The sequence below is a fragment of the uncultured Hymenobacter sp. genome (assembly GCF_964242765.1).
In the GTDB taxonomy this organism is placed as follows: Bacteria; Bacteroidota; Bacteroidia; order Cytophagales; family Hymenobacteraceae; genus Hymenobacter.
Map to the genome: position 1 here is coordinate 1 of NZ_CAXTBM010000101.1, position 13863 is coordinate 13863.

Below are 13863 nucleotides of genomic sequence, written 5' to 3' on the forward strand. Positions count from 1 at the left end.
CGGGCGAGCCGGTGCAGCGCAGCGGCAAGCAGGAGTGGCTCGAAGCCATTATCAATCAGTATATCTAGTAGCAGCTAAAAACCAACCCGGCTGGTCTTGAGAAAGGAGTGGGAACCTGGAGAAAGGCCAGTCGGGGAGGTTTTGTCGCTCGTTGCCGGGGCAGTAAATAGCAACCAGTTGCTGGGGTGCCCGCGGGCGACGTTCCAGCTTTTTTCTCGCATTAGCCGCTCGTTCGGGCGGCTCGACTAGTACTCATGCAACATCAACTCGCCACCCTCGATTACGTTGTCTTTTTCATCTATTTCCTGATTGTTTCGGGGTATGGCATTTGGATATACCGGCGCAAAACCGGCCACGATGGCACGATAGAAGGCGATTCCAAAGATTATTTCCTGGCCGAAGGCTCGCTGACGTGGTGGGCCATCGGCTCCTCGCTGATTGCCTCCAATATCTCGGCCGAACAGTTTGTGGGCATGTCCGGCTCGGGCTTCAAGATGGGCCTGGCCATTGCCACTTACGAGTGGATGGCGGCCATCACGCTCGTGATTGTGGCGGTGTTCTTCATTCCGGTGTATCTGAAAAACCGGATTGCCACCATGCCGCAGTTTCTGCACCAGCGCTACAACGGTACCGTGGCCATGATTATGGCCGTGTTCTGGCTGGCGCTCTACATCGTGGTCAACCTGACGTCGATTCTCTACCTTGGGGCTATTGCCATCAGCAGCATTGCCGGCCTCAACCTCGACTTCTGTCTTTATGCGCTGGCTTTTTTCGCCGTGCTCATCACGCTCGGGGGCATGAAGGTGATTGGCTTCACCGACGTAATTCAGGTGTTCTTCCTGATTCTGGGGGGCTTAGCGACCACCTATCTGGCCCTGAACCTGGTGGCCGACCACTACGGCGAGACGGGTGTATTTGCCGGCTTCCGGTTGATGACCGAACAAGCGGGCGACCATTTCCAGATGATCTTCCACCGCGACAATCCCAACTACATCGACCTGCCCGGCCTCACCGTCTTGCTCGGTGGCATGTGGATTGTGAACCTCAACTACTGGGGCTGCAACCAGTACATCACGCAGCGCGCCCTCGGGGCCGACTTGCCCACGGCACGCAGTGGCCTGCTCTTCGCGGCTTTCCTGAAGCTGCTCATGCCCGTGATTGTGGTGCTGCCTGGCATCGCGGCTTTTGTGCTCTACCAAACCGACGTATTCAGCACCGAGATGCTACAGGACGGGGAGTTGAACCCGGACCGGGCCTACCCAGTGCTGCTCAACATTCTGCCCGTGGGTTTGAAGGGGCTCTCGTTTGCCGCCCTAACGGCCGCCGTAGTAGCGTCGCTGGCGGGGAAGGCCAACAGTATTGCTACCATCTTCACGCTCGACATCTACCAAAAAGTCTTCAACCCGGCGGCCTCCGAGAAAAAACTGGTTGCGGTGGGCAAGATTGCAGTGGTGGTGGCCATGCTGCTGGGCGTGCTGATTGCGCCCCACTTGGGCATCGATAAGAAGGGCGGCTTTCAGTATATCCAGGAGTATACGGGGTTTGTATCGCCGGGCATCTTTGCCATGTTCATCCTCGGCTTTTTCTGGAAGAAAACCACTTCCACGGCCGCGCTTTTTGCTACCATCGGCGGGTTCCTGCTCTCGGTACTGTTCAAGTTTTTGCCTAACCTGATGGACCTCTCGTTTCTGGCACCCTTGGGCTTTGCCGTGCGCAACGCGGCGGGGGTCTACGAGATACCTTTCCTCGACCGTATGGGCTTCGTGTTCGTGATTTGCATTGCCATGATGGTGGTCATCAGCCTCTACGAAACCAGCCGGGGCGTGAAAACCAATGGCCTGGAAGTGGACCGCAGCATGTTTAAAACCACCCGTGGCTTTGCTATCGGTACGATGGTTATTCTCGGCTTGCTCACCACGCTCTACACCGTGTATTGGTAGCCTCATTCACGGGGCGCTGCATTTGCCCAGGCACTACCGCAGTGGTCTGTGGGTAGGTGAAAAGGGCAGGGCATTAAACAGCAACCAACCTGCCTGTCACGCTTCAACCAGCGGAAGCTAATTGAAGCGTGACAGGCAACCAACCTCTACTTGATCATGACTACTACTGCTTCCTGGCGCCGGCTTGCCACTGTTGGCTTGCTGCTGGCGGGGTTCACTGTTTGCAGCAGCGAAAGCCCAGCGCCTGAAAAAGGCTTGAAAGATTACTACAAAGATTATTTCCTGGTGGGCGTGGCCGTGTCGCCGCAGGGACTAAAGGGGGCGGATGGGGAGCTGATCAAGCAACAGTTCAACAGCATCACGCCCGAGAATGCCATGAAGATGGGCCCCATCCACCCCGAGGAAAACCGCTACTTCTGGCGGGATTCCGACGAAATAGTGCAGTTCGCGCAAGACAACAAGCTGCGGGTGCGCGGCCACAACCTGCTCTGGCACGAGCAGACGCCCAAGTGGCTGTTCAAGGACGCGGCCGGCAAGCAGGTGTCCAAAGAAGTGTTGCTTAAGCGTCTCAAAGACCACATTGATACGGTGGTGAAGCGCTACAAAGGCAAGATTTACGCCTGGGACGTAGTCAACGAAGCCATTTCCGACAACCCGCAGGAGTTTCTGCGCAACTCGGAGTGGTACCAGATCTGCGGCGAAGACTTCATTGCCAAAGCCTTCGAATACGCTCACGCGGCCGACCCTAAAGCGGTGCTGTTCTACAACGACTACAACACCGAGCGCCCCGAAAAGCGCGAGCGGGTGTACAAGCTGCTCAAGAAGCTGAAAGACGCCAACGTGCCGATTGATGCCGTTGGGCTGCAAGGGCACTGGTCGTTGCAGGAGCCCACGGAAGCCGAGCTGCGCAAGGCCATCGAGCAGTATTCGTCGTTGGGACTGAAGGTGCAGATTACCGAACTCGACGTGTCCATCTATCCGTGGGAGAAAGACCGCCGCGAAAAGCGCCCCGGCGAATCCGACGCCTACACGCCCGAGCTAGAGCAGAAGCAGACCGAGCAGTACAAAATGTTCTTCCGGGTGTTTCGCGACTACAAAAATGTGCTGACCGGCGTCACTTTCTGGAACATCTCCGACAAGTATACCTGGCTGGATACCTACCCCGTAGCCGGCCGCAAAAACTACCCCCTGCTCTTCGACCAAAACCAGAAGCCTAAAAAAGCTTACTGGGAGGTGGTGAAGTTTTAGAGCTAGAGAGCTAGTTCCCCTCAGATAAGGAGGGAACTAGCTCTCTAGCTCTAGCATCTGATGCTCCTGCATTGCCGCGCCTTTTCACTTAATGCCAATGAAAACCCTGCCTTTCAATACCGCCAGTATCCGCCGTTCTTGGGTGCTGCTGCTCACACTGTCACTGTCTACATTCGTAGCGCCGGCCCAAACGCCAGCCGCGAAACCTGCTGACACCTACGTGTCAACTGAAAAAGGAAAAAGCGGCTTCCCGCTGGCGGCCTCCGGCAAAGCAGCGGCTCTGTACGCCAGCAGTACTGATTGGCCGGGCGTGCTGCGCGCCGCCAAAGACTTGCAGGCCGACATCAACCGCGTCACCAAAATCACGCCCACTCTCACCACCGACAAGGCTCCTGCGGGCAAGGAAGTGGTACTGATCGGCACCATTGGCAAAAGCCCACTGATTGACGGGCTGATTCAACGCAAGAAGCTAGACGTGTCGCAGGTGGCGGGGAAGTGGGAAACCTTCGTGCTGCAAGTGGTAGAACAGCCGATGGCCGGCGTAGAACGCGCCCTGGTAATTGCCGGCAGCGACAAGCGCGGCACCATCTTCGGCATCTACGATTTGTCGCAGCAGATGGGCGTGTCGCCGTGGTACTGGTGGGCTGATGTGCCGACCAAGCCGCAAACGGCCTTGTACGTAGCGCCGGGCCGTCATTCGCAGGGCACGCCGAAGGTGAAATACCGCGGCATTTTCATCAACGACGAAGCGCCGGCGCTGCAAAACTGGTCGAAGGAAAAATTTGGCGGCGTCAACTCCAAGATGTACACGCACATGTTCGAGTTGATTCTGCGCCTGAAAGGCAATTACCTGTGGCCCGCCATGTGGGGCAACATGTTCAACGTGGACGACCCGCAAAACCCGGTGCTGGCCGATGAGTACGGCATTGTGATGGGCACCTCGCACCACGAGCCGCTCACGCGGGCCCACGAGGAATGGAAGCACGCCGGCAAAGGCGCCTGGAACTACCAAACCAACGCGGCGGCTTTGCAGGAGTTTTGGCGTGGCGGCATGAAGCGCATGGGCACCCGAGAGAACATCGTGAGCATCGGTATGCGCGGCGACGGCGACGAGCCTATGAGTCAGGAAAGCAATATTGCCCTACTGGAGCGCATTGTGGCCGACCAGCGCAAGATTATTGCCGAAGAAACCGGCAAGCCCGCCGAGCAAACGCCCCAGCTTTGGGCCCTCTACAAGGAAGTGCAGGACTACTACGACAAAGGCATGCGCGTCCCCGACGATGTAACGCTGCTGCTTTGTGACGATAACTGGGGCAACATTCGCAAGCTGCCCAAGCCCGGCGAGAAGCCGCGCCAAGGCGGCTACGGCATCTACTACCACTACGATTACGTGGGCGGCCCGCGCAACTATAAGTGGCTGAACACGAACCCGCTGCCGCGCATCTGGGAGCAGATGCACCTGGCCTACGAGTACGGCGCAAACAACATCTGGATAGTGAATGTGGGCGACTTGAAGCCCATGGAATTCCCGATTAGCTTCTTCCTCGACTACGCCTGGAACCCCGATAAAATCGGTGCCAATCAAGTTGACGATTATAGCCGCGAGTGGGCCGCCAAGCAATTCGGTGCTAAACACGCCGCCGGCATTGCCGATATCCTGGCCAAGTACGCCAAATACAACGCCCGCCGCAAGCCCGAACTGCTCGATCAGAACACCTATAGCCTAACCAACTACCGCGAATGGGAAACCGTGGTGGCCGACTACAGCCAACTCCTAACCCAAGCCGAAGCCATCAATCAGCAACTGTCGGCCGAGTACCGCGACGCCTACTATCAGCTGGTGCTGCATCCCGTGCAAGCCTGCGCCAACCTCAACGAGCTGTATTACACCGTTGCGCAGAACCAGGAAGCAGCCAAAAAAGGCCTAGCTACTACCAACGAACTAGCCGAGAAAGCCAAAGCGCTGTACGCCAAGGACGCGGAAATTACAAACCGCTACCACGCTGTGACCGGGGGCAAGTGGAACCACATGATGGACCAAACCCACATCGGCTACACCTATTGGCAACAGCCCGCAAAAAATGCCATGCCCGCCGTGCAAACTATCACTCAGTCCACCGCTGCTGCGCCGGCTAACCCGGCCGCTCCAGCACCAAAGCCGCAACCGAAAGTGGCCGCTGGCGCTGGTTTTGTGGAGGCGGATGGCTACGTGAGTATTGAAGCTGAGCACTACAGCAAAGCCGTGAACGGCGGTGCAGTGAAATGGCAGACCGTTCCGAACCTGGGCCGCACGCTGTCGGCCGTCACCACGCTCCCGACCACTGTGCCCGCCCAGATGCCCGCCGCTAATACGCCGCACCTGGAGTACCGCGTGCAGCTCACCAGCACCGGCCCCGTGACCGTGCAGGCTTACCTCGCGCCCACGTTGAATTTCGTCGGTGGTGAGGGCTTACGCTATGCCGTGTCGTTCGACGATGAGGCGCCGCAAATCATCAATCTGCACATGGGTATGGTAGCCGATAATGGCAACAAGCCTTGGGAAAAAGCGGTGGCCGAAAACATCGTTATTAAGGAGTCGAAGCACACGCTGGCCAAGCCCGGCGAGCATGTGCTTAAGTTTTGGCGCGTCGACCCCGGCGTGGTGCTGGAAAAGCTGGTAGTAGACCTGGGCGGCGTGAAGCCGAGCTACCTGGGTCCGCCGGAAAGCGCATCGGGCATTTCGAAAACGCCTAAAGAAGTGAAAGGTAGCGTAGGCCAGCGCTAGAACTGGTCGGTGCTTCCAACAACGCCTCTCATCCTGCGTGAGCGAAGAACCTTGCTGCGCAAGAGCGAAAAATCGTTGAAACGACTCGTTCTTGCGCAACAAGGTTCTTCGCTTACGCAGGATGACGGGTATAAAGCCACCTGCTGACGCGGGCTTTTCTACTCTTGTTTGTGCCTATTATTTACTCAATTTTGAGACACTGCTACCTGCATCGGTAGCGCAGGCGCAGCAAGCGCAACCGCCTAACCGCCTGGTAAGCGTCGAGGTTAGGAAGGCGCAAGGAGCGCTTAACAAGTCGTTCAATCTGTGTGGGCGCGGGATAAGCCAATGAAGACGTGCACGCCAACTGGCAGCAGCAAACCCTGGAAGCAGAAGCGTGTCACTTCTGCTTCCAGGGTTTGCTGTACGACGACACGGATGTAAATGCGGTGGATGCATCACGATTCAGAGCCACACAAAAGCACAAAAAACAAGAAGGGCCGCGTCAGATGACGCGGCCCTTCTTGTTTGGCAATACAGCTATGCGAACTACTCCACTATCAGTTTGCGGGACGTCACACCAAAAGTATCAACGACTTGTACCACGTACAAACCGGGCGACACTTGCAGGGCTACTTCGGCTGTGGCCTGGTTAACTCCTTTAATTTCTTTTACCAAGCGGCCACTTAAATCGAGTACTCGGATGGTCTGCGCTTTTTCCAGCCCTTGCAGCACGAAGCGGCCGTTGGCAGTGGGGTTAGGGGAGAGGGTAAGCGCGGCATTCTGGTTGGCTTTGGTGCTCAGCACGGTGGTGCGCACGTAGTTCTTCAGCCACACCAGCGCGCTACGTTCGGTGTTGTCGCCGTTGGCCAAGTAGGCTCCCTGCGCGGTGCGCCAGTGGCCGGGCCGGTAACCCCACAGCGTGATGCCCCGCACGGCCGGATGCTCCCACAGGGTTGGAAAAATGCGTTGGTATTCGGCTAGCTGAATGGCGTCATCCAACTGCGGCGGGGTGGCTGAGTTCACGCCGTCGATGTCCAGTTCCGTGATGTAGAGAGGCTTGCCGGCCGTAGCGAGTACGCTCAGGTTGGTAGCCAGTGTAGTGGCGGGCACGCCGCGGGTGGAAAAAGCGTGACCCTGAATACCAACACCATCAACCAAGTTGCGGGCCACCAGTAAGTTAACGATGCCAAGGTAGCGCTGCACGTTAAACGTGGTGTTTATCACGCTGTAGTCGTTGAGCATCAACTGCGCATTCGGGAAATATTGGCGGGCCAACTCAAACGACTTAATCACCCAATCCCAGCCGGTGGTGCCCGCGCCCCCCAACGCATTGTAGTAGTTGCCGGCGCCGCTGCCCGGGGTGTTAGGGCCGTTGTTGCCGGTCGAGCCGTTGAGGGGCAGGTCGTTGGTGGGCTCATTGACCACCTCGATCTGCGTGATGTTGGGGTAGCGGACTGCTACGGCCGCAAACCATTCATTGATTTCCATGAGCTGTTCAGCAGCCGGCAGGTTTTCTATCCAAATAGGCTGTTGCTGTCCCCAAATCAGGGTGTGCATCTTGAACGGATACCCTTTCGTTTGCGCCAAGGCGTAGGCCGAATCCAGTTCGGCCCAGTTCATTACGTTGCGGGTGCTTTCTACGCTGCCCCACTTGCCGGCATTCTCGGGCGTAACCTGGTTGAAGTAGTTGTTGAAAAAAGGCTTCTGCGGAATGCTATGCACCCCGCCTAAAAACTTCGCTTTGCCGGTGGCCATGGGCGGCCCGGTGGGCGTGAATACGGTGGGCGGTGTGGTGGAGCCCTGCGCCCCGGCATCTAGGTTGGCCACGGTGAAATACAGCCCAGTGGTACCAAACACAAACTTGTCGATATCGAGGCCATCTTCGCGAGCCCCAATCTGGAAGGTTTGGGTGAGGTTGCCCGCCGTCACGGTGAAAGCTACAGGAGCCTCGCCGCCGTTGAAAGTCGAGAGGTCTATCCACTTCCACACCTGCTGTTGGCCTCCGCCAGCATTGCCCACCACCTCGTTGGCGCTGGTGTAGCCCACGCTATTGAGCTGGTTAACGGTAATCCAGTTGGTGTCGTCGGTGGCGGATTTGGTGCCGAAACCATTGCCGTAGTAGAAACTGTCGTCGTTAGCCGCGCCAGTGCCCACCCGAATGCGGGCGTACAGGTCGTAGCTGCCGGGGCCGGGAAACGTGACGGAATACGTAATAATGCGGGCCGCTGTGCCCGGATTCTGGGCGTTGATGGTTGCGGTGGGCACTACCGTCACGTACTGCACCCCGGCCTGGGTCGGGCTGGTCCAGTCGGTGCCGAGCGTACCGGTTTCTGCCTGCTGGGGCACGGGTGCGTTCTGCGCCTGTAAGGCGAAGGAAAACAAGGAAAAAGGAAACAATAGAAAGCGAAGTCTATGTCCAGGCATAACAGAATGGTTTGTGGTGGGGAAATGAAAACGGCGTGTCGAGAGCAGCTAAGCCGACCTCTGGGAGTGAAGATATTCCTTCCAGCACGACCATAATAGCTTGGTAAACATCCAGTTGAATGATAAAATATGCAACCGTTTGCGATAGGGAGCCGGCATCGGTTGTGGTAGGTACATGGTGTAAAAAACTTCAGTGCTTTGCTTCTAAGTGAAGCATTTCCGCTGTGTGCTCCTTCAAAACCACAAAACCAGCCTGTCATACCAATTCCAGTACTCCCGGCCAGTTACAAAAGCCATTAGCGCTTTGGCGGGCCAGTTGGGGACACGAAACGAGCCGCAACGCAGGCCTACCCGCTGGCCCCCAGAGGAGGGTAGTGGAAAATTTGATCAGCCACGGCATCTGCTTTTGAATCCGGCATCTGCTGGCGGCTATCGGAAGCAAAAGCCCGAGTTGGTCTCACGAGCTTGCGCTTGGTCGAGGGCCGGTAGGCGAAGTAATGCTTACGCGTCGTAACCAGTCTCGTCGGTGATTTAAGGCGATTGGTCGGTTGTTTTCACGCGTTTCTCCTTTTGTTACGACATTCGAGCACCGCAATTCCCTTCACTCAATTGGGCTTCTCTAGCAATTTAGTTCTGACTTGATACTCCTATGATCTGCCATGTTTCACCCTTTAAATGCGCGCTTTGCCATCAGCTTGAGCGTTAGCACCGTCAGGTTCGGGAGTCCTCCCTGACGGTGTTGCCCTTCAAGCAAGCAATGGCGCTATTTTGAGTGAGCCTGGCATCTAGTGCCTACCTGTTTCCTGTTCGGTGGTTACAGAGACTTGTTTCTACCTGCAACCAGGCCGATATTCTCTTTAGCCTATCTTGCTTCTGGTGCCGCTGGCAACCGAATCCGCTCGCAACAAAGCGGGAGTAAGTCAAGCGCGAACTCCCTCTCATCTTTCATGCGGCTTCATTAAACCAGTTCCCGGCCGTCCCTAACCTTACCTAATGGCCGTTTTCGATGACGCTACGCTGAATGCCCGCCTAACGCTTTTGCGCCAGACGGACCCGGCCGCTTTCATCGAGCAGCTCTTCAAAACCTTTTACGATCCGCTCGGCACCGTGGTGTACCGCGTAGTGCCCGACCTGGAAGTGGTGGAAGACATTTTGCAGGACGTATTCTTGCGACTCTGGCAAGGGCTTGATTCCTTGCCAGCAATTGATTCGTACCGGGCTTACCTCACCCGCATGGCCCTCAATGCGGCCCTGCGCTATCAGCAGCGGGCCCAGCGCCAAGTGACTTGGGACGAAGCTCCCCCCCCCGCCACTACGCCAATTGCCCCCGATGCTTTAACTGATTTGCACGCTGTCGAAACGGCCGCAGCCGTGGCGGCGGCTCTCGCCCAACTCCCGCCCCCGTGTCGAGTCGTGTTCGAGCTAAGCCGCTACGAGGAACTGAGCTATCAGCAGATAGCGGATGCCCTGGAAATTCCTCTTAAAACGGTGGAAAAGCGCATGGGCAAGGCGTTGCGTATCCTACGCCGTGAGCTCGCCTGGGTGTTGAAAAACCTGTACTGGCTCCTGCTTTACTGCGGTGCAACCGGTCTGGCCTCTCACTTGCCACCAGCGACCGGAAAAAGTGCCGGGGCTTGGCGGCTAGACCGGCCCGCCACTTATTTTGCGCGGCGAGAGGGGGGAGCGGGGACCTCGCGTATCCTATATTTAGGGCGAGCGGTTTCTCGTCGCCTTCCTCCCTATGACGCATACTTACCCCGATCCGGACGATGCCCCCTGGGCGCTGCTGGCCCGCCACCTGGCCACCGAGGCGACGGCGAGCGAACGGGCAGCCTTGCGTGTCTGGGTGCAAGCTGACCCTTCCCATTTAAAAATCCTGACCACGGTTACCCGCGCCTGGGAACGGGCCGGCGAGGTTGCCGCGGCGCCCGTGCTATTTTCCCCGGCCCAGGTGGAGGCCGCTTGGCAGCGTTTCCGGCCGTTGATTGCCCCGGCGCCACTAATCTCGCCCGCCCCCAACAGCAGCCCCAGCCCTGCTGCTCCGGTTTCCGCCGCACCGATTGTGCGTCCTCTGTGGCGTTTGCAACGGCGAGCCGCCCGGCGCTGGCAGCTGGCGGCAGGGCTGGCGCTGCTGTTGGGGTCGGGCTTCGTCTTGGCAAATTCGGGGCTGTTCAAGTCACAGCCGGTGGTGCTGACTTATGCCAGTGCCGCCGGCCGCCAGCAGGTGCAACTGCCTGATGGCAGCACGGTCTGGCTTAACGCGCATTCCCGGCTTCGCTACGTGGGCGTTGAGCCTAAATCCGCCCGGGGGCTGCGGGCCGTGCAGCTCACGGGCGAAGCTTATTTCCAGGTAAGCCCCAACCCAGACCGACCGTTTGTAGTGAGCACGACCACCGCCCGCGTGCGGGTAACGGGTACGGCCTTCAACGTGCGAGCCTACGCGGCTGAAGACTCGGTGGAAGTCAGTGTGACCCACGGCCGGGTGTGGCTGGCGCACGAGGCCACCCCGGACAGCGTAGAACTTACGGCTGGCACCCGTGCGGCCCTACACGCCGCGGATGCACCCGGCCGCATTGCGGCCCGCCTGCAAAGAAGCCCGGCCGCCGATCCTAATTTCCGGGCCTGGCAAACCGATACCCTGCATTTTGCTGATGTGCCGGTGGCGCAAGTGACTCGCACCCTACGGGCTACGTTTGGCACGAGCGTCGAGCTGAGCAATTCCGCCCTGGGACAGTGCCGCTTCACCGGGACTTTTCCCCACCCGCAGCCAGCCCAGGTGCTGGCCGTGCTGGCGGCGGCTACGGCCAGCCGCCTCACACCCGATGGGAAAGGCGGCTACCAACTGCAAGGTCCGGGCTGTACCCCGGCGCCCCAGACCCCGGCAGCGGCGCCGGCCTCGCGCCCGCGCCACCGATGAAAAAATTAGGGGCGCCCGCCTGCAATTGCCGACGGATGTGGCCAGGGATACTAGCGGTGCTGCTAGTGTATTTTCTGCCTGTTGGATGGGGGTGGGGCCAGGTAGGCAGCCCGGCGTTGGCGCACCTCGTGCGGCCTACCCCTGGCGCCCGCCCGTTGGGGGAGGTGCTGGCCGAGTTGTCGCGGCAAGGTGGGCTGCCCTTCAGCTACAGCAGTTCCTTGGTGCCGGTGACGCACCAGTGCTTCCTGCGGTCCGGTCCGGCCCGGCCGTTGGGCGTGGTGCTACGGGAGGTGCTGGCTGACAAGCATTTATCGTATGGCTTGCTTAACGGGCAATTGGTTTTGTGGCCTAATCACGTCGCGGCGCCGGTAGGAGTTGCGGCCGTGAATGGCCGGCCCATGTCGCTAGCTCAACCGCCTCCCTTACCCGCTTCTTCCGTTCTGGTAACAACTGCGCGGGAGAGAGAAATAGCTAAAAAGGGTGCTCTAGGCAGTGGTCCGGCTGGCAGGCTTGCCTCAGCGTCTGGGGGCGGGGAGGCTAGAGTTTTAAACTCCGCAAAGCGAAGCCGAAAAGAGGATGCTAGCAGCGGCTTTTCAGCTGGGCGCTCCTTGCCTAACAATATGGGCGCCAACCGGACCACTCAGCCTCAAACGGCTTTAGCCAACCCATCAACGCCTACTACTCGGCCTCTACGCCCTTCCTCCACTGCCAAGCCGAGCAGTAAAACGGCACTAATCGTCTTGCCGCGTCGTAGCCGAAGCCAGACGCGCCCGATAAAGCCCGAACCTGACGTTTCTCCGGGAAGGTTCTCCGTCTCGTCATCTTCCCCAACTTCTAGCTCTAAACAGCCGCAAGTTTGGTCTGCCCAAACCAAGGTTTCACTGGCCTCACTGCCTTCATTACTTGTTCCGCTCAAGACTGATCTGACACCCGGCGGGCCGCCACGGTCCGTTCCGGCGCTGGCGGGGTGGGCCTCGGAGCGTAACCCTTTAGTAGGACTAAACCAAAAAGCTGACTCTGCCGCTCGAAAACTCCTTGCGCGCAATGGTCTGCTGCGCCGCAGCTACCTGCACGGCGAGGCATGGGTTAGCGAAAGCTTGCCGCTAAACGTGGCCTTCAAGGTGGGCATCCCACGCCTATACCTGGTGCTAGCGGTTGCTGCCGACCGGTTTGACCGCCAGTTAGGCTGGGCTGGGGGAGTGGGCGTGGGCACTTCGGGCCAGCCCTGGGGCCGCTTCACGCCCAGCCTCGACCTAATGCAGTGGTTTCTGGCCGGCACTGGGGATAAAGAGCCTTCGCGGGGCCAACTAACGCAGTTGCGGCCCGCATTGGCTTGGCAGCTCAAGCAAGGTGGGCGCTGGCAACTTGTGGGAGGACCTACCCTCAACCTAGCCACAGCCCATCGGGAACGGGGACGCTCCCGTTGGGCCGTGGGCCAGGACCAGTGGCTCTGGCTCAACTCAGGTGGCGAGCAGTCCCTAGTGCGTCTTTGGCCTGGAGTGCAACTGGGAGTGCGCTTTTGAAGGGAAGCTTAAGATAAGCTAACAAGGGAAATCAGCGGCTCGCCCCATACCAAGTAGTACGATACGAGGGGCAACCCAGCCAATCTGATAAGAAGGTCTGGCAACTCGCCGGACCTTCTTATCAGATTGGCTGACGGTTAATTAAAAAGCCCCCGTGGTCGTGGTGGTGTTCACACTGATGCACCCTAACTCAACGAGCGGACCGGCGGGGCAGGTGGTCTGCCTAGCGCCCCTCTTTTTCGGGGTGTAGCCTACCAGCACTTTATTGCCAGCCGTGGCATGGTAATCAGTCCAGGTCGAGCCGGTGGGAACGAGGTACGTGTTGTCGGCCAGTTGCAAAGCCAAGCCGCAGCCGGTTGTAGCGCTGAGGTCTACCACCGTAGCAGCGATGGTGCAGGTGCCGCCAGTGGGGCTGGTGCAATCACCATTTTCGGTGTCTTTTTCAAAGCAGCCGGTGAGCAGAGTGCTGGCAGCTAAGCTAAAAGAGGCCAGTGTAGTGAAAGCCACGCGGCGGGAAGAGAAACGCTTCATAAAAATGGAGTTGAATTAGGGAAGTGAAAATTGAAAAGAGTGATTGGAAAAACGATTCTAATTTGGCGCCGCTGAGCGGGCATCCGCTGGCTGGGAAGTGGTTCTGCTTTATAGCATTACCTCCACCCAGCCCTTGAAGCGCCGCCCGTCGGTGAAGGTGACGAGGTAGTAATAAACTCCCCCGACCCCGGCCCCAGGCCAGCGGAAGCTGCGCGTCGGCGACTGATATACCATATTGCCCCAGCGCGAGAAAATACGGACGCCGGCAAACTGCCTGTCGCAGAAATCGGGCGGTAAGGCTTGGTCCAGGGTAAAGGCTTCGTTGAGACCGTCGCCGTTGGGCGTGATGATGTTGGGGGGGCGGAAGCCCAGCGAGTCATTAGGCCGGGCAACCTGAAAGCGGATAGTGCGCGTCAGCGTTTGTGTTTTGCACAAGGCACTTTGCGCGAGTGTGAAATGCACGACCAGGCCGCTGTCGCCGGCCGTAGCGGGGCCGCAGACGGGTAGCCAAGTAAAAGTAGCCGTAGCTTGGCC

At 58.6% G+C, this 13863-nt stretch carries 9 protein-coding genes; 6 read left to right on the top strand and 3 right to left on the bottom strand.

What is annotated here, in order from left to right:
* Window positions 1–254: 254 nt before the first annotated feature.
* From ACFE7X_RS23715 to ACFE7X_RS23725, 3 genes are all read left to right on the top strand, one after another.
* Window positions 255–1940 (top strand): sodium/sugar symporter, encoded by a 1686-nt coding sequence (locus ACFE7X_RS23715; protein WP_375438161.1) that lies wholly within the window; start codon window positions 255–257, stop codon window positions 1938–1940.
* Between the two features lie 156 nt (window positions 1941–2096).
* A complete protein-coding gene (locus ACFE7X_RS23720; protein WP_375438162.1) occupies window positions 2097–3188 on the top strand; it encodes an endo-1,4-beta-xylanase in 1092 nt (363 codons plus the stop codon).
* 97 nt (window positions 3189–3285) lie between these two features.
* Window positions 3286–5952, top strand: a complete 2667-nt coding sequence (locus ACFE7X_RS23725; RefSeq protein ID WP_375438163.1) for a glycosyl hydrolase 115 family protein — start codon at window positions 3286–3288, stop codon at window positions 5950–5952.
* A 528-nt stretch (window positions 5953–6480) separates the two neighbouring features.
* Here the strand turns inward: ACFE7X_RS23725 and ACFE7X_RS23730 are convergent.
* The gene (locus ACFE7X_RS23730; protein ID WP_375438164.1) at window positions 6481–8358 is read right to left on the bottom strand and encodes an endo-1,4-beta-xylanase; all 1878 of its coding nucleotides are present in this window, start codon (window positions 8356–8358) and stop codon (window positions 6481–6483) included.
* Between the two features lie 993 nt (window positions 8359–9351).
* On the opposite strand from ACFE7X_RS23730, the gene ACFE7X_RS23735 reads away from it, so the two are divergent.
* From ACFE7X_RS23735 to ACFE7X_RS23745, 3 genes are read left to right on the top strand one after another with little or no spacing between them, the layout of a single operon-like run.
* Window positions 9352–10215, top strand: a complete 864-nt coding sequence (locus tag ACFE7X_RS23735; protein WP_375438165.1) for an RNA polymerase sigma factor — start codon at window positions 9352–9354, stop codon at window positions 10213–10215.
* Complete coding sequence (locus ACFE7X_RS23740) at window positions 10100–11275, top strand: FecR family protein (RefSeq protein WP_375438166.1); 1176 nt, start codon at window positions 10100–10102, stop codon at window positions 11273–11275. The genes ACFE7X_RS23735 and ACFE7X_RS23740 overlap by 116 nt, the downstream gene beginning before the upstream one ends.
* Entirely contained in the window at window positions 11272–12798 is a 1527-nt protein-coding gene (locus ACFE7X_RS23745) for a hypothetical protein (protein WP_375438167.1), read from the top strand. Before ACFE7X_RS23740 ends, ACFE7X_RS23745 begins: the two co-directional genes overlap by 4 nt.
* Before the next feature lie 141 nt (window positions 12799–12939).
* On the opposite strand, the gene ACFE7X_RS23750 is transcribed toward ACFE7X_RS23745, so the two are convergent.
* The gene (locus ACFE7X_RS23750; RefSeq protein ID WP_375438168.1) at window positions 12940–13329 is read right to left on the bottom strand and encodes a hypothetical protein; all 390 of its coding nucleotides are present in this window, start codon (window positions 13327–13329) and stop codon (window positions 12940–12942) included.
* Window positions 13330–13437: 108 nt separating this feature from the next.
* The coding region (locus ACFE7X_RS23755) for a gliding motility-associated C-terminal domain-containing protein (protein ID WP_375438169.1) at window positions 13438–13863 on the bottom strand (426 nt) is incomplete at its 5' end.